Raw genomic sequence first — 22,939 nt, forward strand, 5'->3', positions numbered from 1 at the left:
TGGAACGCCTCCACGGACAACGTCGGCGTCACCGGCTACGAGATCTACCGAGGCGGCACCCTGGTCACCACCGTGACCGGAACCACCCACACCGACACCGGGCTCAGCTCGAACACCGCCTACACCTACACCGTCCGGGCCCGCGACGCGGCAGGCAACCGCTCGGCCGACAGCAACTCGGCCTCCGCCACCACCTCGGACGGCCCCGGCGGCGGCGGTAACAAGGTGCTCGGCTACTTCGTCCAGTGGGGCGTCTACCAGCGCGGCTACCACGTCAAGAACATCGACACCAGCGGCTCGGCCGCCAAGATGACCCACATCAACTACGCGTTCGCCAACACCACGGGCGGCCGCTGCACCATCGGCGACTCCTTCGCCGACTACGAGAAGTCCTACTCGGCGGCCGAGAGCGTCGACGGCGTCGCCGACACCTGGGACCAGCCGCTGCGCGGTAACTTCAACCAGCTGCGCAAGCTGAAGAAGAAGTACCCGAACCTCAAGATCCTCTTCTCCATCGGCGGCTGGACCTGGTCCGGCGGCTTCACCCAGGCCGCGGCCAACCCCACCGCCTTCGCCGAGTCCTGCTACCAGATGGTCGAGGACCCCCGCTGGGCCGACGTCTTCGACGGCATCGACATCGACTGGGAGTACCCCAACGCCTGCGGCCTGACCTGTGACACCAGCGGCTTCGCCTCCTTCAAGAACGTCATGCAGGCCGTACGCGCCCGCTTCGGCCAGAACAACCTGGTCACCGCGGCCATCACCGCCGACGGCACCAACGGCGGCAAGATCGACGCGGCCGACTACGGCGGCGCCGCGCAGTACGTCGACTGGTACAACGTCATGACCTACGACTTCTTCGGCGCCTGGGCCGCGCAGGGCCCGACCGCCCCGCACTCGCCTCTCACCTCCTACACCGGCATCCCGATCGCGGGCTTCTACTCCGACAACGCCATCCAGAAGCTCAAGAGCAAGAACATCCCGGCGAGCAAGCTGCTCCTCGGCATCGGCTTCTACGGCCGAGGCTGGACCGGCGTCACCCAGGCCACACCTGGCGGAACCGCCACCGGCCCGGCGCCAGGCACCTACGAGCCGGGCAACGAGGACTACAAGGTCCTCAAGACCCGCTGTCCCTCCACCGGCACCGTCGCGGGCACGGCCTACGCCTTCTGCGGCAACCAGTGGTGGAGCTACGACACGCCGGCCACCATCGGCGGCAAGATGACCTACTCGAAGAACCAGGGCCTCGGTGGCGCGTTCTTCTGGGAGCTCAGCGGCGACACCAGCAACGGTGAACTGATCACCGCGCTCAAGAACGGTCTCGGCTGACCGTCTGACCGTTGAGGGCCGGTCCCGCGAGGGGCCGGCCCTCTCGTCGTGCCGGGGTGCTCAGCCGCCCAGCCGGTAGACGTGGTCAGGGGTGACGACGCCGGTGACCGCCCGGCCGAGGACCGTGCTGGGTTCCTGGCCCTCGTAGGAGATGTCGGTGTTGAGCAGCATGACCAGCGTCGCCTGGTAGGCGGGCAGGTAGAGGGTCAAGGCCTGGTAGCCGGGCAGCGAGCCGTTGTGCCCGATCCAGCCCTCCACGTTGAAGATGCCGAGCCCGTAGCCGGTGCCGGAGATCTGCGTCGTTCCCGTCTTGAGGCGCTCGGCCTGCGTACGCGGAGTCAGCAGCGTGCCGGTGGCCAGGATCCTCGCCCACTTCCGCTGGTCCTCCAGGTCCGAGATCATGGCGCCCGCCGCCCAGCCCCAGGAGGGGTTCCAGCCGGTGGCGTCCTGGACCGCGCCCGACGCGGTCTGGTTGGTGTAGCCGTGGGGGTGCGGGCTCGGAAAGGCGGCGCCGGTCGGGAAAAGCGTCCGGTTCAGCCCCTCGGGCTTCAGGATGTTGGCGCTGACGAACTCGTGCAGCGGCCGCCCGCCGAGCTTCTCCACGACCAGCCCCAGCAGGATGAGGTTGGTGTTGCAGTAGGAGAACTCGGCGCCCGGCTCGAACAGCACGGGATGCTTGAAGGAGTAGGCCAGGAGCTCCTGCGGCGTGAAGGAGCGGGTGGGGTCGCCGGTGAGCGCCTTGAAGAACCCCTCGTCCTCGCTGTAGTTGAACAGCCCGCTGCGCATGCCGGCGAGCTGGCGCAGCGTGATGCGCTCGCCGTTCGGGACGCCCTCGACGTAGGTGGCGATCGGGTCGTCCAGGCCGGCCTTGCCCCGGTCGACGAGCTGGAGCAGCGCGGTCACGGTGAACGTCTTGGTGACGCTGCCGATCCGCGAGTACACGCCGGGCGTCATCGCGGCTCCGGTCGCCTTGTCGGCGACGCCGAAGGCCCGCACGTACGAGCCCTTGCCGGGCGCCGACAGGCCGACGACCACGCCGGGCACGCCCGCTTCACGCATGGTCTTCTGTACGACGGAGTCCAGGCGGGCGGCCACCGCCGGGGTCAGCTCGGGAAACTCCCGCGCGGCGACCGTGGCCCCGGCAGGCGTGTGCAGGGCCAGCAGCCCGGTCAGGGCCACCAGCACGCGCATTCGTGAGCACCTCATGGATGAGCCTCCCCCCGAACCCTCCTACCAGCGTAGACGTCCGCCGATCCGGAACTGTGACGACCTCGCCACTAGCCGCGACCACGGCTTCCGCGGGAAAAGAGGGAGTTCATATCAGCGCCAACCGGGACGGAGCGCAATGAAGCGTTTCAAGAAGAACCAGGATCCGACCGCGGGCGACACCGACACGACGCCGGTGGAAGGACCGATTCCCCTGGTGGCCCAGTCCCACTCGGACCTGCCCAAGGGCGCCACCGTCTACCTGCGACCGGCCATCCTGCCGCACACGGGCGGCGACATCATCCGGCGCGTGGTCATCAGTCCCCGTCCCCGCACCCCCTCCCCCTTCGGCGGGCGCATGGGCGACCACACCATCGCCTGGCAGGTGCACCTCGACGCGCTCAAGGCGGTCCTGCACAACCTGACCCTGACCGAGGCCATCAACAAGGTCCAGGCCCTGCACGACGAGGCGACCGCCTGGATGTCCAATCTCGACTCCACCCAGATGAAGCTCTTCCTGTGGCTGGAGGACCACGAGGAGCGCGCGCCCAGGCTGGAGGACGCCGCCCATCGCACGGTGACCGGCCTGGATCTGGCCCGTAGGGCGCTGATCGACGGCCCGCGGAAGAAGAAGGACGGCTCGATGGAGACCCAGGACGAGGTGCGCGCCCGCGCCGCCGACACCCTGGGCGTGGCCGTCGCCCACCATCTGGCCTACGTGAACTACCTCCCGTACGCCACCGTCTTCAACCCCTCGGCCCGCGGCTCGATCGGGTCGGGTGAGGGCCGCTACCGGAACATGCTCATCGCCCACGAGCGCCACTCCCTGTTCATGGACCGCCTGAGACTCCAGCGCGAGGAGGAGGCGAAGCTGGCCGCCGAGCAGATGGAGACGGAACAACCCGGGCAGCCCGCGCAGCCCAAGGCGCAGCCGCCGAAGGACCCGGACCCGCCCTACACCGCCGACCAGGTCAAGGAGGCGCTGTGGCGGATGTTCTCCTACGACGCCGCCCTGCGCGAGTCGGGGATCATCTTCCTGCTCGACCCCGAGGCGGCCAAGGTCCCGCGCGCCAGCTACAAGGAGCTCGCGATCCTGGCCGAGAACCTGGAGAAGCTGGTCAGCGGCATCGGCTCGATCGCCATGACCCCCACCGACGTCGAGACCATGGCCGAGACGATCGCGCAGAGGTACGCCAGGCCCACCGACGACCAGGAGCTCTTCCACGCCGCCAAGGCCATCAAGACCGCGGCCCGCAGCGTCGTCGGCCTGTCTCCGGGCACCGGCAAGCAACGGCTGCGCGAGCTGCGCGACGGCGAGGGCCGGCACGTCGGCGCCTCCCTCAGCCGAGCCCTGCTCTCGGTCCAGGCCATCGAGGCCCTGGCCAAGGACGCCGCCGCCCGGGTCGAGGCGATCATTCCGACGCTGGTCCACGAACATCAGAGCCTGGTCGCCACCGCGTACCCGCGCAGTGTCACCTACTCGGGCTTCTTCGGCGCCTCCGCCGCCGAGGCGGCCAAGGCCAAGCTCACCGCCGAGCTGCGCCGCCTGTTCCCCGGGGCCGACCTCGGCCAGGAGGCGGTCACGAAACTGCTGACCCGGATCGCCGCGGCCTGGACCACGATGTCCGCCCTGCCGGACGCCACCGGCTCCAACGCCTGGGTGGACGACGCGGCCAACGACCCGCTCGTGGTGACCTTCACCGCCGGTCAGCCGCTGGTCGTCAACGGCCGCGCGCCCGCGCCTCCCGGGGTCACCGGGATGGGCTGCCACACGACCGCCTGGGTGGTCCAGTGCGGCGCCCTGTCACGCCGGCTCGTCACGGCTACGAACGAGGACCGCGCCATGGCGGCGGTACGCCAGCTCGTCACCGACGACCTCACGTCGGAGGTCATGAAGCTGGACCGGCTGCTGCCGATCATCCAGTTGGAGGGCGGCCAGCTCGACGAGCTGTTCGACGCGGCACTGGAGGCGCTGACCGCGGCCACGGCCGGTGAGGCCGCCACCGCCTACCTGAACTTCCGCAACCTGCTCCCCTTCGCCACCGTGGACACCGGCGACCGGGGCGGCCACGGCGAGAAGAGCGACGCCGGGCGGAAGGAGACCTACGACGCGAAGGCGCTGGCGGACACGATGGCGCTGGTGGAGGAGGACCTGGCCAGACTGCGCGGCCAGTCCTACGGCGCTCGCCTGTCCACGATCGCCGCCGGCCTGCGCAAGAGCCTGAAGGAGGACGAGACCCACTGGGGCAGCCCGACGCCCCTGCGCGAAGCCGTCGCGGCCTCCGCCGCCCGCCTCAACGCGCTGGCCAGGGAGCTGCGCCGCGGCAGCGTGCCGGACGCGACCAAGGTCATCAGCACCGCCCGCTGGGACGAGCACGACCGGCTGTACACGCTGGCCCACTCCTAGCGCCCCTCGCGGCCGCCGGCGTCGTGAAGACGCCGGCGGCCCGCACCGCCGTCACGCCATGATGTGCGCCCGGTCAGCCGGTACGGCATGCCGCAACGCCTCCCCGCCGGCCAGGCGGCGCAGCTCGTCCACGACCAGTTCCCCCATGCGCGCCCGCTCACCGCCCAGAGCCCCCGCCACGTGCGCGGTCAGGACGACGTTGGGCAGGGTGAACAGCGGCGAGTCCGGCGGCGGCGGTTCCGGCCAGGTGACGTCGAGTACCGCTGTGAGGTCGGTCCTGCGGCGCAGGACGTCCACGAGGGAGTGCTCGTCCACCAGCGCGCCGCGGGCGGTGTTGATCAGGGTGCCGCCGGGCTCCAGGAGGTCGAGAAGCTCGCCGTCGACCACGCCTTCCGTCTCGGGCAGCAGCGGCGCGTGCAGGCTGACGACCGGGCAGGTGGCGAAGAGCTCGGGCAGTTCCACCAGGCGCACGTCCAGCCCGGCGGGGTCGGCCACGGGGTCGCAGGCCAGCACGTCCACGTCGAAGTGCCGCAGGTGGGCGGCGACGAGGCGGCCGATCGCGCCGAGGCCGAACAGGCCGACGCGGGAGCGGTACCCGCCGGCGACGGGCGGGTCGTGCGGGTAGCGGCGGGTGGCCCGGATCTCGCGGGCGATCCGGTGGGCCTGCTTCAGCGCCAGCAGGATCTGGGCCAGCGCGAACTCCGCCACCGGGATCGCGTTGGCGGAGGCGGCGGAGACGATCGGGATCTCGCGGGCCCAGAACTCCGGCGTGGTCAGCGGCCGTACCGAGCCGGCGGCGACCAGCACCGCGCGCAGCTTGGGCGCCCGGCTCAGCAGCGCCGCGTCGAGCCGGGGCGGGCCCCATCCGGTCAGCAGGATCTCCACGTCCGCCAGCACGTCCGGGTCCTGGGCCAGCTGCTCCCGGGTACGCGGTGGCGCGCCCCATCTGACCAGTTCGTCCAGGTCGCGCAGGACCTCGGGCGGGTAGACGTCGCCGCGCCGCCGTTCCTCCATGACGAGCAGGGCGGTGGGCCGGGGATCAAGCTCGGACATGAACACTCCAGAGTCATCAAGAGTCATCGGGTCAGTGGCAGCACGCGGCTTGTTTACGCATCGATTTCGGCCGGGAGTCATCGGACCATTGACCGTGCCAATGGGGCAACGCTAGCTTCTCGGAAAGCGTTATCCAAGAGACTGGGAGCCGTTCACATATGCGGACACATGCCAAATACAGGGTGGGTTGTCTCCTCGCCGCCGCGCTGGTGCTGACCGGGTGCGGCTCCGGTCCGGCGGGAGGCAACGTCGAGCAGGACGCCTCGGCGCCCCTGGAGCTCTGGACCAGGACGACGCCCGGCGGACCGGGCGAGCAGGGCACGATCAAGCTGGCCGCGGCGTTCGAGAAGGCCACGGGCCACAAGGTCAAGGTGACGGCCATCTTCGACGACTTCGAGACGAAGATGCAGCAGCGTGCCGCCCAGAAGGACCTGCCGGACATCGTCATGAACGACGTCGCCCAACTGGGAACGATGCAGAGCCAGGGCCTGCTGCGCGAGATCGACCTGTCCAAGGTCGCCAGCGCCAAGGACGTCAGCGAGCGGGCCCTGGCCGCGGGCAAGGCCGTGGACGGCAAGCAGTACGGCCTGCCGTACTCGGCGCAGGCCACCGCGCTGCTCATCCGCAAGGACTGGCGCGAGAAGCTGGGCCTGAAGCCGCCGCAGAGCTGGGCGGACCTGGCGGCGATGGCCAAGGCGTTCACCGAGAAGGACCCCGACGGCAACGGCGAGGCCGACACCTACGGGCTGGCCGCGCCGCTGTCGACCAAGCGCGGGTACGCGTCCTGGTACTTCTCGAACTTCCTCTGGGCCGCGGGCGGCGACTTCGTGGCCGACGCGGGCGGCGGCAAGTACAAGCCGGCCATGTCCACCGCCGAGTCCGTCGCCGCGATGCAGTGGTTCCGCGACCTGGGCTGCAAGGACAAGGTGATCCAGCCGGGCGCGGTCACCATGGACACGCCGCCGACGAACGAGACGTTCGAGGCGGGCAAGGCCGGTCTCTACGTGGTCGGCCCCTACCTGCTGCCCCGTTTCGACAAGGCACTGGGCAAGGACAAGTACGAGGTCATGGCGATGCCCAAGGGCGCCAAGAGCGCCGAGGTGCTGGCCGAGGGCGGCGCGGTCTACCTGATGGCCGGCTCGCCCAACCAGGCGGCGCAGGACGCCTTCGCCGCCTTCGCCATCTCGGCCGAAGGCCAGAAGATCGGCATGGAGGGCGAAGCGGCGTACATCGTGCAGTTGCCCGTCAACACCACCGTCGACATCGCCCAGGTGCGGCCCGACCCGCGCTGGAAGACCTTCGCCGAGGCCTACCAGACCTCCGGCCGGTACGCGCCGTCGCTGCCGAACTGGACCCCGGTGCGCCAGGCGTCGGCCGAGACCGTCAACGCGCTCGTGGCGGACTGCTCCCTCGACCTCAAGGCCGAACTCGGCAAGCTCGACACCAAGCTCGCCGCCATCCTCACCGAACAGGGCATCGCCGCCTCATGAGCGTCGAGCAACTGAGTCCCGTCGCCGCGCGAGCGACGACCGGCGCCCCCGCTCTCCGTTCCAAGAACGGGGGGCGGGACGGCCGCTGGTGGATCCCGTGGCTGTTCCTGGCCCCGGCGATCATCCTGTTCGCGCTCTTCAAGTTCATCCCGATGGGCAACGCGCTGGTCATGTCCTTCCAGGACGTCCAGCCGTTCCTCGGCAACAGGTGGGTCGGGACCAGTAACTACGCCACGATGCTCGCCTCCGAGGGCTTCCACAGCGCGGCCTGGCACACGATCGTGCTGGCCGTGGGGCAGACGGCCGGCTCGATGGCGCTCGGGTTCGCGCTGGCGCTGCTGATGGAGGGGCAGAGCCGCAGGCTCGGCTTCATCAGGTCCGCCGCGTTCCTGCCGGTCGTGGTGCCGATGGCGGTGGTCGCCGAGCTCTGGCGGATCATGTACCACCCGACGGCCGACGGCATGATCAACTCGATCATCGGGCTGGTCGGGCTCGGGCCTTCCGGGTTCATCAACGACCCGGACGCCTCGATGGCCTCGGTGATCATGACCGGGATCTGGCGGGGCGCGCCGTACGACATGATGATCTTCATGGCGGGGCTGGCCGGCGTCAACCGGGACCTCTACGAGGCCGCCACCGTCGACGGCGCCTCCAGGTGGCGCCGGATCCTGCACGTCACGCTGCCCGGCCTGCGCTCGGTCTTCACGATCCTGTTCGTGCTGGCCGCCATCCGCGGGCTGCGGGTCTTCACCGAGGTGTTCCTGCTGACGAACGGCGGGCCGAACGGCTCCACCGAGGTGGTCATGACCCTGATCTACAAGCTCGGCCTGGAGCAGAACCGGCTGGGCGTCGGCGCGGCGGGGGCGGTCCTGCTGTTCGTCGCGACACTCGTGCTGACGGTCTTCGTCTACCTGCTCAGAAGGAAGGAGAACCGATGAGCGAGACGGCTCTCGGTCTCAAGGAGAACGCGACCCCCGCGGGCCGCGCGACGAAGCTGGTGATCTACTCGCTGGTGCTGGTCGTGTTCGCGGGGCCGCTGCTGGCCCTGCTGGTCAGCGCCTTCAACCACGTCTCCGACCCGACCCAGCTGAGCCTGGTGCCGACCAGCCCGACGCTGGACAACTTCACGGTCGCCGTCGACCAGGGCGTGCTGAAGTATCTGCTCAACTCCTTCCTCGTCGTGGGCTTCGGGCTGCTGCTCCAGGTCACGGTCTCGGTGCTGGCCTCGTACGCGCTGGCGCGCAAGCGGTTCCGGTTCATGTCGCTGGTGTTCGTGGCCATTCTCGCGACGCTCATGCTGCCCGAGGAGATCCTGGCCATCCCGCTGTCGATCATCCTGGCCGACGTGCCGGTGATCCACGTGAACCTCATCGGGACGCTGGCCGGCATGATCGTGCCGCTCGGCGCCTGGGCGTTCTCCATCCTGGTGATGACCGAGTTCATGAAGGACGTGCCGCGCGAGCTGGAGGAGGCGGCGCGGATCGACGGGGCGGGCGAGCTGCGGATCTTCGCGCAGATCATCCTGCCGATGTGCAAGCCCGCGCTCGGGGTCATCGGCGTGTTCGGGTTCACCATGATCTGGGACCAGTACCTGCTGCCGCTGCTGGTGGCGCAGGACTCCTCGTCCTACACGCTGCCGCTGGCGCTGCGGACGCTGCGCATCGACCCGATCGTGACGCCGGGCGTGGTCATGGCGGCCTCGCTGCTGGCCCTGCTGCCCTCGGTGATCGTGTTCCTGTTCTTCCAGCGTTCGTTCGTCCACGGCCTGTCTTCCGGCGCCCTCAAGGGATGATTTTTCATGACGTGGTTCACCCATGACAGATTCGGGATGTTCATCCACTGGGGCCTGTACGCCCTGCCGGCCCGGCACGAGTGGGTCAAGACCCGGGAGAAGATGACCGACGAGCAGTACCAGGTCTACTTCGACCACTTCTCCCCCGACCGCTACGACCCGGCCGGCTGGGCGCGCGCGGCCAAGACCGCCGGGATGCGCTACGTGGTGCTGACGACCAAGCACCACGACGGGTTCTGCCTGTGGGACAGCGATCTGACCGACTACAAGGCGACCCGCACGCCGTACGGGAAGGACCTGGTGGGGCCCTTCGCCGAGGCCTGCAGGGCCGAGGGGCTGAAGGTCGGCTTCTACCACTCGCTGATCGACTGGCACCACCCGTCCTTCCCCGTCGACGGCACCCACCCCCGCCGTGACGAGGTGGACGGCGAGGGCGGTGGCGACATCGCCGAGTACCGGCGCTACCTGCACGGGCAGGTCCGCGAGCTGCTCACCCGCTACGGGACGATCGACTACCTGTTCTTCGACTTCTCCTACGCCGGCAGGAAGGAGTGGTGGGGCGGCAAGGGCGCCGAGGACTGGGGCTCGGCCGAACTGCTGGAGATGGTCCGCGAGCTGCAGCCCGGCATCCTGGTCAACGACCGCACCGGCCTGCCGGGCGACTTCGTCACGCCCGAGCAGTACCAGCCCTCCGGCCCGGTGGCCGAGGTGTGGGAGGCCTGCCAGACGCTCAACGGCAGCTGGGGCTACGACCGCGACAACCTCGACTACAAGAGCCCGGACCTGCTCATCCGCATGCTGGTCGACGGCGTCGCCAAGGGCGGCAACCTGCTGCTCAACGTGGGCCCGACGGGCCGGGGCGAGATCGACCCCAGGGCGCTGGCCGTCCTGGCCGAGATCGGCGGCTGGATGGACCGGAACGAGCGCTCGATCCGCGGCTGCGGGCCCGCCTCGTTCACGCCGCCCGCCGACTGCCGCTACACCCAGAACGGCGACCGCCTCTACCTGCACCTGTTCAGCTGGCCGCTGCGCCATGTGCACCTGCCGGGGCTGGCGGGCAAGGTCCGCTACGCACAACTGCTCGACGACGCCTCGGAGATCAGGATGGTCGTCACCAAGCCCGGCGAGGTCGCGCAGAACACCAAGATGGGCGGGCAGCCGGAGGGCACCTTGACCCTTCAGCTGCCCGTTCAGCGTCCCCCGGTCGCCGTCCCGGTGATCGAACTCTTCCTTGCCTGACCGCTCACTCGCGCCAGGCCGGCCCGGTGTCCGCCGTGCTCGCGCTCCGCGGGGCTCGCGGGGCGGCCTTCCCCGCGAGGGGCACGACCGTGATGCCGTCGGCGGTGTTGGGCGCGTTCACGTCGAGCGTGCCGCCGACGACGAGGTTGCCGTGGAAGGTGTTGGGCTCGAAGGTGAACTTCTGCAACGGCGGCGCGGTGTCCTGCTTGCTGGTCTGCACCGAGACGCCGCCCGCCGGGCGATAGGCGAGGTTGCCGGTGAAGGTGTTGCGTGTGGGCAGGAGGACCATCTGGTAGCCGGGCCAGTGGTTCTTGTAGAACCAGCCGAGGTGCATGTCGCTCTTGGCGTTGTCGACGAACATGTTGCCGGTGAACCGGCTGTCGGTCACCTGGCCGTAGTGGAAGAGGTAGCCGTAGGGAGCGAGCGGGTTCTTCTGCGGCACGAAGCCGGGCGTCAGATAGTCGAGCTGGTTGTTCTCGTCGAACATGTGCTCGCCGCTGGTGACCTTGAGCCCGTAGCCGGAGACTCCGGCCACGTAGTTGCCGCGCACGGTGTGGTGGTCGCCGCTGACCCGGATGCCCTCGCTGGCCGGGTACCGGTCGCCCAGGATGACGTTGTTCTCGACCGTGTTGTAGTTGCCGTAGCGCAGGACGAGGCCGCCGCTCGACTGCTTGATCGTGTTGTGGCGCACGGTGTTGTGGTTGGACTTCAGCGAGATGATCTCGTCGTCGCCGTCGACGTGCTCGAAGAGGTTGTTCTCGATGGTGAAGTACGCCCCCTCCGTCGTCCCGAGATCGCCCCACTGCCCGTAACCCCAGATGCGCAGCGCCTCCATGCCGTTGCGCCCGATGTTGGGGACGTTGGCGAAGCGGCTGTGATCGACCTTGTTGTACGTGGCCCGCGGCCCCCGGTCGTTGCCCACCACGGGCTCCTGGTGGTTCTTGCCCTCCAGCAGGACGTGGTCGAGCCGGTTGGCGCCGCCGCGGAAGTAGACCCAGTAGTAGGGGGTCTGCGGTTCGGCCGGGTTGAAGTTCACCACGGCCGTGTCGGTGACCCGGCCCCGGTCGCTGTTGAACGTGATGACCGACCCCTTGCCGTCGGGCACGGTGCCGCCGGTGAAGGTCAGGCCGCTGACCACGAGGTCGGGGCTGTTCAGCGAGATCCCTGACCGGCCGGTGAGCACGACCTTGCCGGGCGTCTGCGCCCGCAGCGTCACCGGCCTGCCGGGCGCGGCGGCGGCGCTGAGGTCGAGGAAGGCGTTCTCCCATGTGCCGTCGGCCATGACGATCGTGTCGCCGGGGCCCGCGTCCGCCAGGGCCTTGGTGAGCTCGGCCGGATTCGCCACGAGCACCTCGGACGCGGACGCCGCCACGGCCGGGCTCTGGGCCAGGCCTAAGGCGAGGACGGCCGCGGCGAGCAGGCGCGGAGCAGTGATCACGAAACCTCCTACCAATCAAGGGATAAATCCCTTTAGAAGAGCGAATAAACCGCTCAATGCCCATATTCATCGGAGTATTGAGAGAACCGTAACCTCCGGGCAAGCGTTTTCCAAGAGCCAGGCGCACGATGACTTGCGCGACGTTTGCACGCGCTGACGCGCTGTCAGCCATCCCGTCATGGCCCGCGGCCACGTCCCGAACCGACAGTGAGTGCCATGAGCCCATCTGGCATGACCGCGGACCTTCTGCGGCAGGAGATCGACCTCAACGCGCTCGTCGACGCGCTCGGCGAGCGCGCCCCTCAGCTACGGTCGGCCATCGAGACCCGCGTGTCCGCCGCGATCAACGCGCGCACGACCTCGGAGCTGCTCACGCTGACCGTCACCGAAGGCGGCCACACCCGGACGGTGAGCCCCTCCCCCACCCCCGACTACGCCAAGTCGCTCTTCCACTACGTCAAGGGCACCGGCGGCGCGACGATCTCCTGCCGGATCGAGGACGTCGTCGAAGCCGCCGTCGTCGCGGCCACCACGGAGTTCTACCAGTCAGAGGAGACGATGTCGGATCTGGCGGAGGTCCTCGGCCGCCAGCTCGTGGAGAACGCCGCCGTCCACCGCATCCTGGAGGAGGAGTTCCGCGACCTCGCCGCGCACGTGCAACGGGAGGTGAAGGACTCCATCACGCTCTCGACGCACACCACCGTCGGCGAGCAGGCGGCCGACATGGCCCTCGCGAGCGCCACGCACGCCATGCACACCACGCTCGGCGCCACCGTCGCCGCCCTGCTGGCCAAGGCGCTCGCGCTGCCCATGGTGAAGGTCGCGGTGGCCAAGGCCGTGGGCGCGGTGCTGGCCAGCGCGGCGTTCCAGAAGGTGCTGATCATCCTGCTCAAGAAGATCGGGGTCGCGCTGGTCCTGAAGATGCTGCTGGTCAAGCTGTTCGGCGCGGGCGCCGGCGCGCTCGTCGGCTTCATCGTCATCCCGCTGATCGTCGCCTTCCTGGTGTACGAATGGAACACCTTCCCCCAGAAGATCGCGGCCAAGATGTCGGGGCAGGTGGCGGAGAAGCTCGTCGGCCAGAGCGCCGACCTCAACCGGCAGGTCGCCGCCTCCTTCGTGGCCGCCGCCCTCGACGAGGTGCTCGGCAAGCTGCACGACGACCTGCTCTCCCCGGCGAACTGACCTCCCGCGCATGCCAGGACGAAACGGCGGCCCTGTCCGCTGATGCGGGGGGCCACCGGTGTACGGGCTTGAATCTGCGAAGGGGTAACGTAGGCGTTCGTGACGACGTTTCGTATCAGTGAAGCCGCCGCGCTGCTCGGGGTCAGCGCGGACACGATCCGCCGCTGGGTGGACGCGGGCCGCCTCGGCGCCGAGCGCGACGAGCACGGCCACCGGCAGGTCGACGGCGCCGAGCTGGCCGCGTTCGCCCGCGCCCAGGTCGAGGAGGTCGAGGGTGGGCGTTCCTCGGCGCGCAACCGCTTCCGGGGCATCGTGACCGAGGTGATCCGCGACGCGGTGATGGCCCAGGTGGAGATCGCCGCGGGGCCGTTCCGTGTGGTGTCGCTGATGAGCCGGCAGGCCGCCGACGAGCTCGGCCTGGAGGTGGGGGCGGTGGCGGTCGCCGTGATCAAGTCCACCAACGTCGTCGTCGAGATCCCCGGTCACGAGCGCGTGGCCGGTGCGGCGTGAGGAGCCCCTCGATGTTCAGGCGTCTTTCCCCCTGGGTCATCGCGTTGGCCGTGCTGTCCGGGTGCGGTTCCGGAACGGGCGCCTCGGTCTCCCCCGCGGGCGGGGCCAAGGAGCTGACGGTGTTCGCGGCGGCCTCGCTGACCGGAACGTTCACCGAGCTCGGCAAGACCTTCGAGGCCGCGCATCCGGGCACCACGGTGAAGTTCAACTTCGGCTCCAGCGCCACGCTGGCCCAGCAGATCGTCCAGGGCGCTCCGGCCGACGTGTTCGCCGCCGCGAGCCCGGCCACGATGAAGACCGTCACCGACGCCTCCCTGGCCGCCGCGCCCGCCACGTTCGTCCGCAACAAGCTGCAGATCGCGGTCCCGGCCGGCAACCCGGCCAAGGTGGACGAACTGAAGGACCTGGCCGACCCCAAGGTCAAGGTCGCGCTGTGCGCCGAGCAGGTGCCGTGCGGGGCCGCCGCGGTCAAGGCGCTGGGCGCGGCCGGTCTCAAGGTCACGCCGGTCACGCTGGAGCAGGACGTCAAGGCCACCCTGACCAAGGTCGAACTCGGCGAGGTGGACGCCGCACTGGTCTACACGACCGACGTGATCGCCTCGGCGGGCAAGGTGACCGGCATCGGCTTCCCCGAGGCCGACAAGGCGATCAACGACTACCCGATCGCCACCCTGACCAAGGCACCCGCCGGTGACCTGGCCAAGCGGTTCACCGACCTGGTGCTGTCACAGCAGGGCAAGGACGTGCTGACCAAGGCCGGCTTCGAGGCTCCCTGATCCCGATGAGCTCTTCCACGCGCGAGCGGGCCGGGCGGCTGCCATGGATGCTGGTGGTGCCCGCCGTCGCCGGCCTGGTGTTCCTGGTGCTGCCGCTGGCCGGGCTGCTGATCCGCGCGCCCTGGTCCACCCTGGGCCGGCGGCTGGCCGAACCGCACGTGCTGGAGGCGTTGCGGCTGTCGGTGGTGTGCGCTTCCCTGGCCACGCTCATCTGCCTGGTGCTCGGCGTGCCGCTGGCCTGGCTGCTGGCCCGGGTGAGCTTTCCCGGGCGGCGGCTGGCGCGGGCGCTGGTGACCGTGCCGCTGGTGCTGCCGCCGGTGGTCGGCGGCGTCGCGCTGCTGCTCGTGCTGGGGCGGCGGGGGCTCGTCGGGCAGTGGCTGGAGTCGGCGTTCGGGATCACGCTGCCGTTCACCACGGCGGGGGTGGTCATCGCGGAGGCGTTCGTGGCGATGCCGTTCCTGGTGATCAGTGTGGAGGGCGCGCTGCGCGGCGCCGACCAGCGCTTCGAGGAGGCGGCGGCCACGCTCGGCGCCTCCCGGTGGATCGTGTTCCGGCGGGTCACGCTGCCGATGATCATGCCGGGGGTGGTGGCGGGGGCGGTGTTGTGCTGGGCGCGGGCGCTGGGAGAGTTCGGGGCGACGATCACGTTCGCCGGGAACTTCCCCGGCACCACCCGCACGATGCCGCTGGCGGTCTACCTGGCGCTGGAGACCGAGCCGGAGGCGGCGATCGTGCTCAGCCTGGTGCTGCTCGCGGTCTCGGTGATCATCCTGGCCAGCCTGCGCGACCGATGGGTGAACAGCCCATGAGCGCGCGTGACGCGACGGGCGAGGGGCGGGAAGAGCCGGTGGGGTTGCGTGCCCGGCTGCGAGTGGACCGGGCCGCGTTCACGCTCGACATCGCGTTCGACGTGGCGCCCGGCGAGGTGGTGGCGCTGCTCGGGCCCAACGGCGCGGGCAAGACCACCGCGCTGCGCGCCCTGGCCGGGCTCACCCGCATGTCCGGCGGCCGGATCATCCTGCGCGGCCGGGACCTGGACGCCCTGCCCGCCGAGAGCCGCCCGATCGGCATGGTCTTCCAGGACTACCTGCTCTTCCCGCACCTGTCCGCGCTGGAGAACGTCGCGTTCGGGCCACGCTGCCGCGGGGTCGCCAAGGCCGAGGCGCGCCGTACCGCAGCCGCCCTGCTGGAGCGGGTCGGGCTGGGCGGCAAGGCCGCCGCCAAGCCGCGGCAGTTGTCCGGCGGGCAGGCGCAGCGGGTCGCGCTGGCCCGGGCGCTGGCCGTCCGGCCCGAGCTGCTGCTGCTGGACGAGCCGCTGGCCGCGCTCGACGCCCACACCCGGCTGGAGGTCCGCTCGCAGCTGCGCCGCCACCTCGACGACTTCGACGGCGCCACCGTCCTGGTCACCCACGACCCGCTCGACGCCATGGTGCTGGCCGACCGGCTGATCGTGATCGAGGACGGGGCCATCGTGCAGCAGGGCGCGCCCGCCGAGGTCGCCCGCCGCCCCCGGACCGACTACGTGGCCCGCCTGGTCGGGCTCAACCTGTACCGCGGCGTGGCCGCCGAGTCCGGGGTCAAGGTGGGCGGGCTGCTGCTGCACGCCAGTGAGCACTTCGACGGGCCGGTGTTCGTGGCCTTCCCGCCCGCCGCCGTGGCCCTGTACCGCTCCCGGCCGGACGGCAGCCCGCGCAACCTGTGGCAGGCCCGCATCGACGGCATCGAACGGCACGGCGACAACGTCCGCGTTCACCTCGGCGGTCCCGTCTCCGCGTTCGCCGACATCACCCCCGCGGCGGTGGCCGAACTCGACCTGTCACCCGGCCAGCGGATCTGGGCTTCGGTCAAGGCCACCGAGACCCACGCGTACCCGGCCTGACCGGCCCACCCGCCGCAGGCCCGCGGCGGGCGATGGGATAGGAAGAAGGTGGAACGGGGTGATGTGTCGTGATCGTTGTCGGCGTGGATGGTTCGCGGGCAGGGCTTGAGGCCGTCGGCTGGGCGGCCAGGGAGGCGGCGCTGCGCGGGCGGACCCTGCTGGTCGTGCACGCGATGCCCGCCTGGGCGCACGCCGCCGTTCCCGGCGAGCGGTACGCCGGGGTGGCGGAGTGGATGCGGGACGGCGCCGCGACCGTGCTGGCCGCCGCCGTCGAGCGGGCCGGGCAGGAGGCGCCCGGCCTGGACGTCGAGCGGCGGGCCGTACCGGGTGACGCCCGCGCGGCGCTGCTGGAGCTGTCCGCCGGCGCCGAACTGCTCGTGATGGGCAGCCACGGGATGGGCGGCTTCCGCGGGCTGCTGCTCGGATCGGTGGCGGCGGGGGTGACCGGGCACGCGGCGTGTGACGTGGTCATCGTCAGGGAACCGCCCGCCACGGTGCCGCGCGGGGAGGTGGTCGTGGGAGTGGACGGTTCCGAGGCCGGTCGGCGCGTGCTCGCGTACGCCTTCGGGCACGCCGACCGGCACGGTCTCGCGCTGCGGGCGGTGCACGCCTGGAACCGGCTGGACCTCGACGGCGTCCTGGCGTCGGCCTCGGCGGAGGAGGACGAGCTGCGGCTGCTGAAGGAGGCGGTCGCGGGCTATCGCGACCGCCATCCCGACGTGCGGGTCGTGTGGGAGGTGGTGCACGACCATCCGGCGCAGGCGCTCAGGAACGCCTCCGAGGGCGCCGACCTGCTCGTCGTGGGGACGCACGGGCAGAGCGCGCTCACCGGGCTGATCCTGGGGTCGGTGAGCCAGGCGATGCTGCACTACGCCACGTGCCCGCTCGCGGTGGTCCGCAACGCGCCGGCGGCGCGTTAGGCGCGCTCGGCCAGGCCCAGGGTGAGCGTGCCGTTGAGGTCCTCCAGGTTCCATCCGCCGGTGCTGTAGGCCTGGTTGGTGATCCAGAAGACCATCACGCGCCCGCCGGTGAAGCGGGCGTACTCGCCGAAGGACCAGCCGTTGCCGCCGTCGTGCTCGGCGACCCGGCCGAGGCGGGTGCGGGGGACGATGCCCCAGCCGTAGCCGTAGTAGTGGCGTTCGCGCCGGTCGGTGAGCACGCGCGGGGTGAACATCTCGGCCTTGGCCCGGCGCGACAGGACGGTGTCGCCCTCCAGGGCGCGGTGCCAGCGGTACAGGTCGGCGGCGGTGGAGAGCATGCCGCCGTTGCCGCGCAGGTACCAGTGCGGACCGTCCTTGGCCCAGGGATGGTCGGTGGGACGGCCCCGCCGCTTGCCGCGCCGGTCGTACTCGACGGCCAGGTCGGCGGGTGACCAGCGCGGCAGCACGTACCCGGTGCGGGTCATTCCCGCGGGCGCGAACAGGTACGCGGCCAGGAACCTCTCGTAGCTGAGACCGGAGGCGCGCTCGACGACGGCGGCCAGCAGGCTGTAGCCGAGGTTGGAGTAGCGGAACCCGGCTCCGGGGGCCTGGCGCAGTGGCGCGGCCAGGGCGCGCCGGATCATGGTGTCGCGCGAGACGGGGACGTAGTCGTCGCCGCCGTCGCCCAGGCCGGAGGTGTGCGTGAGCAGGTGGCGCAGGGTGATCGCGCGCTTGCCGGCGGGGACGCGGCCGAGATGGGCGCTGATCCGGTCGGTGGTGCGGAGCCTGCCCATCATCTGCAGCTTCATGATCGCCGCGGCGGTGAACTGCTTGGTGATCGACATGATGTCGTAGACGGTCTCGCAGCCGGCGGGCGTGCCGCGTTCGCGGTCGGCCAGGCCGAAACCGGCGCAGTGCACGAGCCGGCCGTCGCGCACGACGGCGACGGTGCCGCCGGGACCGTCCGGCAGCGTCCGGTCGAGGAAGGACACGATCCCCTTGTCGACGGGAGCCGGCGCCAGCAGCGTGCCGGCGAGGGCGGCGTGGATCCACACGGAAGTCATGTCCTCGACGCTGGCCCGCCGGCCGGCCCGGAGGTGGCGGGATCGCTGTTCCGGGTTGTGCGGGTCTGTGCGAGTCGGCTGTACTGCCGGGTTATGAGCGACACGACTGATCCTTCTGACGTGCGGACCGGTGCCGAGTTCATGAGCGGGTTGCGCCGGCTCAAGGCGTGGTCGGGGCGGAGCTACCGGGAGATCCAGGCGCGGGCGCAGCGGGCCGGGCACGCGCTGCCGTACTCGACGGCGGCGGGGATGCTGAAGCGTGAGACGCTGCCGCGTGAGCAGGTGGTGGAGGCGTTCGCGCGCGGGTGCGGGCTCGGGGCCGAGCAGGCGTCGGCCTGGGTGGCCGCCCGCAAGCGGGTGGCCACCCAGGTGGCGCCCACACCGGAAGCGGAGGCGGCGCCCGTGCTTGTGGCGGAGCCGGTGCGGACACCGGAGGCGGAGCCGGTGCGGGCGCGGCCGTCGAGGCGGCGGCGGTGGGTCGCGGCCGTGCTCGTGGCCGCGGGGCTGGTCGGCGTCACCGCCACGGTGACCACCACGGGGGCGGTCACGCCGGGGGCGGCGCAGCAGGAGGAGACGGATGTTCAGGAGATCGAGCCGTAGCTCGGCAGGTGGGAGAGGTCCGCGGTCATGCGGGCCGCGGCCGAGGTGAGTTCGGGCAGGACGCGCTCCACGAGGGTCTGGGCGGTGGCGCGGCTGGCGTGGGTGGCGACGTTGACGGCGGCGACCACGTTGCCGTCGCCGTCGTGCAGGGGCACCGCGATCGAGCGGACGCCGTCCTCCAGCTCCTGGTCGACCAGCGCGTAGCCGTCGCCGCCCGCCTGCCGTACCGCCTCGGCCAGCAGCGCGGGGTCGGTGACGGTGCGGCAGGTCAGGGGTTTGAGCTCCAGCGCGGCGAGGCGGGCGACGGGCTCGGCGGCCAGGAGCACGCGGCCCATCGAGGTGGCATGGGCGGGGAAGCGGGTGCCGAGCGTGATGTCCACGCTCATGATGCTGGCCGTCGGTACGCGGGCGACGTAGACGACGTCGTCCCCGGACAGCACGGCGACCGAGGCGGACTCGCGCACCCGTTCGGCGAGCGCCGCCAGGTGCGGCTGGACGACCTCGGCGAGGGTGAGCGCCGACAGGCGCGCGTACCCCAGCTCCAGGACGCGCGGCAGGGGCACGAAGCGGGCGCGCCGCGCGCTCACGTAGCCGAACCGCTCCATCGTCTGTACGGCCCGCCGCACGGTAGCCCGCGCCAGCCCCGTGACCTGGGCCGCCTCGGCCAGCGTGAGCCCGCCGGGCGCGGCGCCGAGGGCGACGAGCACGCCGAGCCCGCGGGCCAGCGACTGCAGGTAGGCGGCGCCCATCTCGTCCTTGGGCACGCGCGACAGGTCGGCGCCCGGCACGAGCCGGCGCGGTGGGTCGAGGCGTAGTGCGGCCTCCATGGCGGCGACGGCACGCCGCAGGTGGGGCAGGGCGTGTTCACGCAGGCCGTCGGCGGTGTGCCGGCTGGTGTGGCTGATGACGCTGACCGCGCAGACGGCCTCGCCGCCGGGTTCGTGGACGGGCATGGCGACGGCGACCAGGCCGGGCTCGACGAGCTGGTCGTCCACGGCCCAGGGCACGGCGGCCCCGAGCAGCACGAACCCGGCGGCGCACCGTTCGGCGGCCAGCACGTCGCCGACGCGCAGGGCGACGGTCATCGTGCGCCGCCGGGTGTAGCGGGCGACGAAGCGCACGCTGCCGCCGTCGGGCACGGCGAGGGAGACCGACTCGTCCAGCTCTTCCGCGAGGGCCTCGGCGTGCGGGCCGAGCGTGGCGGGCAGGCCGCTCGCGGCGAGGTAGGCGGCGCCCAGCTCCAGCAGCCGGGGCGCGAGCAGCACGTCGCGGCCGTCGGCCCGCAGGTGGCCGAGGGTGACCAGCGTGGCGAGCACGCGGTCGACCGTCGCGCGGGCCAGCCCGGTGGCTTGCACCAGGTCGGTGGCGCGCCAGCGGCGGTCCGGCACGGCGGTCACCACCCGCAGCACCGTCAGTCCGCGCTCCAGCGCTCCGCTCGGCTCCATGCGCCCTCCTTTGACAGCCCGGCGGGGCGGTCCCCATACTCGAAACCGGCTCATAGTGAACTTTAGTTCACTCTGCGAACGCTTGGAGCGACAATGGACAAGGTGGTCGGCTCCGCCGCGGAGGCGCTGAGCGGCGTGCACGACGGCGCCTCCTTCGCGGTCGGCGGCTTCGGCCTGAGCGGCATCCCGGCCGTGCTGATCGACGCCCTGCTGGACAGCGGCGTCACCGGCATCGGCGTGGTCTCCAACAACTGCGGCACCGACGGCGGCGGCCTCGGGCTCCTGCTGGCGGCCGGGCGCATCGCCCGCGTCACCGCCTCCTACATCGGGGAGAACAAGGAGTTCGGCCGGCGGTACCTGGCGGGCGAGGTCGAGGTGGAGCTGACCCCGCAGGGCAGCCTCGCCGAACGGCTGCGCGCCGGCGGCTGCGGCATCCCCGCCTTCTACACGCCCGCCGGGGTGGGCACACCGGTCGCGGAGTCCGGCCTGCCCCTGCGCCACCACCCCGACGGCTCGGTGGCGCTGACCGCGCCGCCCAAGGAGGTGCGGGAGTTCGACGGCGTGCCGTACGTGCTGGAACACGCGATCACCACCGACTTCGCGCTGGTACGGGCGGCGCGCGGCGACCGGCACGGGAACCTGTCCTTCCGCAAGGCGGCGCGCAACTTCAACCCGCTGGCCGCCATGGCGGGGCGGATCACGATCGCCGAGGTGGAGGAGCTGACCGACCTCGACCCCGACGAGGTGCACCTGCCGGGCGTCTTCGTGCAGCGCGTGCTGCCGCTGACCCCGGAGCAGGCCGCGGCCAAGGGCATCGAGTGGCGCACGGTGCGGGCATGAGCTGGAGCCGCGACGAGATGGCCGCCAGAGCGGCGGCGGAGTTGCGCGACGGCGACTACGTCAACCTCGGGATCGGGCTGCCCACCCGCATCCCGTCGTTCCTGCCGCGCGGGATCAGGGTCACGCTGCACTCGGAGAACGGCGTGCTCGGCGTCGGCCCGTACCCCGCGGCCGACGAGGTGGACCCCGACCTGATCAACGCGGGCAAGGAGACCGTCACCGTCGTGCCCGGCGCGGCCTTCTTCGACTCGGCGCTGTCGTTCGGCATGATCCGCGGCGGGCACATCGACGTGGCGGTGCTCGGCGCGATGCAGGTGTCCGCGGGCGGCGACCTGGCCAACTGGATGGTTCCCGGACGCCTGGTCAAGGGCATGGGTGGAGCCATGGACCTGGTGCACGGCGCGCGGCGGGTGCTCGTCGTCACCGAGCACACCGCCAAGGACGGCAGCCCCAAACTGGTGCGGGAGTGCACGCTGCCGCTCACCGGGCGGGCCTGCGTGCACCGGGTGATCACCGACCTCGGCGTCCTGGACGTCACCCCCGAAGGCTTCGCGCTGGTCGAGACCGCGCCCGGCGTGAGCGTGGACGAACTGCGCGGCCGTACAGGAGCAGTGATCGGATGAGAGCCGTCTACATCGCCGACGCCGTGCGGACCCCCATCGGCCGGTACGGCGGGGCGCTGGCCGAGACCCGTCCGGACGACCTGGCGGCGCACGTGGTCAGGGCGCTGGCCGAGCGCACCGGGCGCGAGCACGTGGACGAGGTGCTGCTCGGCAACGCCAACGGCGCCGGTGAGGACAACCGCAACGTGGCCCGCATGGCGGCGTTGCTGGCCCAGCTGCCGGTGAGCACGCCGGGCGCCACCGTCAACCGGCTGTGCGGTTCGGGGATGGAGGCGGTCATCCAGGCCTACCGCGCCATCGCGATGGGCGACGCCTCGGCGATCATCGCGGGCGGCGTGGAGTCGATGACCCGCGCGCCCTGGGTGCTGCCGAAGCCTTCGCGCGCCTTCCCTGCCGGGGGCGCGGAGCTCGTGTCGACCACGCTCGGGTGGCGGCTGGTCAACCCCAGGATGCCGGCCGAGCACACGGTGCCGCTGGGCGAGGGCGCGGAGCTGATCGCCGACCGGTACGGCATCGCCCGCGAGACCCAGGACACGTTCGCCCTGGAGAGCCACCAGAAAGCCGCAAAAGCCGATTTTTCCCAAGAAGTTGTGCCCGTGGGCGATTTTTCGGCGGATGAGGGCATCAGGCGGGACACCTCGCTGGAGGCCCTGGCCAAACTCAAACCCGCCTTCCGCGCCGGCGGCACGGTCACCGCGGGCAACTCCTCCCCCCTCAACGACGGCGCCGCGGCGCTCCTGCTGACCGACGAAGAAGGGCTCGGCGGCCGCGAGCCCCTCGCCCGGATCGTGGCCTCCGGCGTCAGCGCCCTCGAACCCGCCTTCTTCGGACTCGGCCCGGTCGAGGCGAGCCGCCGGGCCCTGGCCAAGGCCGGCAGGAGCTTCGGCGAGCTGGCCGTGGCCGAGCTGAACGAGGCCTTCGCCGCCCAGGTCCTCGGCTGCCTGGCCGAGCTGCCCGAGCTCGACCCCGCCATCGTCAACCCGCGCGGCGGCGCGATCGCCCTGGGCCACCCCCTGGGCATGTCCGGCGCCCGCCTGACCGGCGCCCTGGCCCACCAGCTCGCCGAAGCCGGGTCGGGCACGGGCCTCGCCTCCCTCTGCATCGGCGTCGGCCAGGGCCTGGCCGTCGTGCTCGAAAGGTGACCCG

21 protein-coding genes are annotated in these 22,939 nt (G+C 71.4%); 16 read left to right on the plus strand and 5 right to left on the minus strand.

All coding sequences use genetic code 11. The annotated features are described in order from the left end of the window. Nucleotides 1–1,329: glycosyl hydrolase family 18 protein (locus ACIBHY_RS49305; protein WP_397310420.1), on the plus strand; the 1,329-nt coding region annotated here is incomplete at its 5' end. A 60-nt stretch (nucleotides 1,330–1,389) separates the two neighbouring features. Here ACIBHY_RS49305 and ACIBHY_RS49310 read toward each other — a convergent pair. Continuing rightward, entirely contained in the window at nucleotides 1,390–2,520 is a 1,131-nt protein-coding gene (locus ACIBHY_RS49310; protein ID WP_397310421.1) for a serine hydrolase domain-containing protein, read from the minus strand. A 154-nt stretch (nucleotides 2,521–2,674) separates the two neighbouring features. On the opposite strand from ACIBHY_RS49310, the gene ACIBHY_RS49315 reads away from it, so the two are divergent. Next, on the plus strand, nucleotides 2,675–4,942 hold the full coding sequence (locus ACIBHY_RS49315; protein ID WP_397310422.1) for a hypothetical protein: 2,268 nt from the start codon (nucleotides 2,675–2,677) through the stop codon (nucleotides 4,940–4,942). Nucleotides 4,943–4,993: 51 nt separating this feature from the next. Here the strand turns inward: ACIBHY_RS49315 and ACIBHY_RS49320 are convergent, their stop codons facing one another. Further along, on the minus strand, nucleotides 4,994–5,995 hold the full coding sequence (locus ACIBHY_RS49320; RefSeq protein ID WP_397249004.1) for a hydroxyacid dehydrogenase: 1,002 nt from the start codon (nucleotides 5,993–5,995) through the stop codon (nucleotides 4,994–4,996). A gap of 182 nt (nucleotides 5,996–6,177) precedes the next feature. Here ACIBHY_RS49320 and ACIBHY_RS49325 point away from each other — a divergent pair, with 182 nt between their 5' ends. Genes ACIBHY_RS49325 through ACIBHY_RS49340 form a run of 4 tightly spaced genes read left to right on the plus strand, consistent with a single transcriptional unit; the run spans nucleotide 6,178 to nucleotide 10,516 of the window. Further along, the gene (locus ACIBHY_RS49325) at nucleotides 6,178–7,485 is read left to right on the plus strand and encodes an extracellular solute-binding protein (RefSeq protein ID WP_397249002.1); all 1,308 of its coding nucleotides are present in this window, start codon (nucleotides 6,178–6,180) and stop codon (nucleotides 7,483–7,485) included. Further along, nucleotides 7,482–8,423, plus strand: coding sequence for a carbohydrate ABC transporter permease (locus ACIBHY_RS49330; protein WP_397310423.1), 942 nt, complete (start codon nucleotides 7,482–7,484; stop codon nucleotides 8,421–8,423). The genes ACIBHY_RS49325 and ACIBHY_RS49330 overlap by 4 nt, the downstream gene beginning before the upstream one ends. Next, on the plus strand, nucleotides 8,420–9,277 hold the full coding sequence (locus tag ACIBHY_RS49335) for a carbohydrate ABC transporter permease (RefSeq protein ID WP_184973813.1): 858 nt from the start codon (nucleotides 8,420–8,422) through the stop codon (nucleotides 9,275–9,277). Before ACIBHY_RS49330 ends, ACIBHY_RS49335 begins: the two co-directional genes overlap by 4 nt. Before the next feature lie 6 nt (nucleotides 9,278–9,283). After that, nucleotides 9,284–10,516 carry an alpha-L-fucosidase gene (locus ACIBHY_RS49340; RefSeq protein WP_397248998.1) on the plus strand — a complete coding sequence of 411 codons (1,233 nt, stop codon included), beginning with the start codon at nucleotides 9,284–9,286 and terminating at the stop codon, nucleotides 10,514–10,516. A gap of 4 nt (nucleotides 10,517–10,520) precedes the next feature. Here the strand turns inward: ACIBHY_RS49340 and ACIBHY_RS49345 are convergent, their stop codons facing one another. Beyond that, the gene (locus tag ACIBHY_RS49345) at nucleotides 10,521–11,954 is read right to left on the minus strand and encodes a polysaccharide lyase 6 family protein (RefSeq protein WP_397248996.1); all 1,434 of its coding nucleotides are present in this window, start codon (nucleotides 11,952–11,954) and stop codon (nucleotides 10,521–10,523) included. 231 nt (nucleotides 11,955–12,185) lie between these two features. Between ACIBHY_RS49345 and ACIBHY_RS49350 the strand changes: the two genes are divergently transcribed. The 6 genes from ACIBHY_RS49350 (at nucleotide 12,186) to ACIBHY_RS49375 (ending at nucleotide 17,221) form a co-directional block, all read left to right on the plus strand. Continuing rightward, nucleotides 12,186–13,136, plus strand: a complete 951-nt coding sequence (locus tag ACIBHY_RS49350; RefSeq protein ID WP_397248994.1) for a hypothetical protein — start codon at nucleotides 12,186–12,188, stop codon at nucleotides 13,134–13,136. Nucleotides 13,137–13,235: 99 nt separating this feature from the next. Beyond that, nucleotides 13,236–13,646, plus strand: coding sequence for a molybdopterin-binding protein (locus tag ACIBHY_RS49355; protein ID WP_397310424.1), 411 nt, complete (start codon nucleotides 13,236–13,238; stop codon nucleotides 13,644–13,646). Between the two features lie 11 nt (nucleotides 13,647–13,657). After that, nucleotides 13,658–14,422 carry a molybdate ABC transporter substrate-binding protein gene (gene modA, locus ACIBHY_RS49360; RefSeq protein ID WP_397310425.1) on the plus strand — a complete coding sequence of 255 codons (765 nt, stop codon included), beginning with the start codon at nucleotides 13,658–13,660 and terminating at the stop codon, nucleotides 14,420–14,422. A gap of 5 nt (nucleotides 14,423–14,427) precedes the next feature. After that, the gene (locus ACIBHY_RS49365) at nucleotides 14,428–15,231 is read left to right on the plus strand and encodes an ABC transporter permease (RefSeq protein WP_397248990.1); all 804 of its coding nucleotides are present in this window, start codon (nucleotides 14,428–14,430) and stop codon (nucleotides 15,229–15,231) included. Beyond that, nucleotides 15,228–16,301, plus strand: coding sequence for an ABC transporter ATP-binding protein (locus ACIBHY_RS49370; RefSeq protein WP_397248988.1), 1,074 nt, complete (start codon nucleotides 15,228–15,230; stop codon nucleotides 16,299–16,301). The genes ACIBHY_RS49365 and ACIBHY_RS49370 overlap by 4 nt, the downstream gene beginning before the upstream one ends. 68 nt (nucleotides 16,302–16,369) lie before the next feature. After that, nucleotides 16,370–17,221, plus strand: a complete 852-nt coding sequence (locus tag ACIBHY_RS49375; protein WP_397310426.1) for a universal stress protein — start codon at nucleotides 16,370–16,372, stop codon at nucleotides 17,219–17,221. On the opposite strand, the gene ACIBHY_RS49380 is transcribed toward ACIBHY_RS49375, so the two are convergent. Beyond that, nucleotides 17,218–18,285 carry a serine hydrolase domain-containing protein gene (locus tag ACIBHY_RS49380; RefSeq protein WP_397310427.1) on the minus strand — a complete coding sequence of 356 codons (1,068 nt, stop codon included), beginning with the start codon at nucleotides 18,283–18,285 and terminating at the stop codon, nucleotides 17,218–17,220. The genes ACIBHY_RS49375 and ACIBHY_RS49380 overlap by 4 nt on opposite strands. A 120-nt stretch (nucleotides 18,286–18,405) precedes the next feature. Between ACIBHY_RS49380 and ACIBHY_RS49385 the strand changes: the two genes are divergently transcribed. Beyond that, on the plus strand, nucleotides 18,406–18,885 hold the full coding sequence (locus ACIBHY_RS49385; RefSeq protein WP_397310428.1) for a hypothetical protein: 480 nt from the start codon (nucleotides 18,406–18,408) through the stop codon (nucleotides 18,883–18,885). On the opposite strand, the gene ACIBHY_RS49390 is transcribed toward ACIBHY_RS49385, so the two are convergent. Next, nucleotides 18,867–20,330, minus strand: coding sequence for an IclR family transcriptional regulator C-terminal domain-containing protein (locus tag ACIBHY_RS49390; RefSeq protein WP_397248980.1), 1,464 nt, complete (start codon nucleotides 20,328–20,330; stop codon nucleotides 18,867–18,869). The genes ACIBHY_RS49385 and ACIBHY_RS49390 overlap by 19 nt on opposite strands. A gap of 93 nt (nucleotides 20,331–20,423) precedes the next feature. Between ACIBHY_RS49390 and ACIBHY_RS49395 the strand changes: the two genes are divergently transcribed. The 3 genes from ACIBHY_RS49395 to ACIBHY_RS49405 are packed head-to-tail and all read left to right on the plus strand — an operon-like array spanning nucleotide 20,424 to nucleotide 22,935. Then, a complete protein-coding gene (locus ACIBHY_RS49395; RefSeq protein ID WP_397248977.1) occupies nucleotides 20,424–21,170 on the plus strand; it encodes a CoA transferase subunit A in 747 nt (248 codons plus the stop codon). After that, nucleotides 21,167–21,793 carry a CoA transferase subunit B gene (locus ACIBHY_RS49400; protein ID WP_397248975.1) on the plus strand — a complete coding sequence of 209 codons (627 nt, stop codon included), beginning with the start codon at nucleotides 21,167–21,169 and terminating at the stop codon, nucleotides 21,791–21,793. The genes ACIBHY_RS49395 and ACIBHY_RS49400 overlap by 4 nt, the downstream gene beginning before the upstream one ends. Further along, a complete protein-coding gene (locus tag ACIBHY_RS49405) occupies nucleotides 21,790–22,935 on the plus strand; it encodes a thiolase family protein (protein WP_397248973.1) in 1,146 nt (381 codons plus the stop codon). Before ACIBHY_RS49400 ends, ACIBHY_RS49405 begins: the two co-directional genes overlap by 4 nt. Nucleotides 22,936–22,939 lie beyond the last annotated feature (4 nt).

It is taken from the genome of Nonomuraea sp. NPDC050547, from assembly GCF_044457345.1.
In the GTDB taxonomy this organism is placed as follows: Bacteria; Actinomycetota; Actinomycetes; order Streptosporangiales; family Streptosporangiaceae; genus Nonomuraea.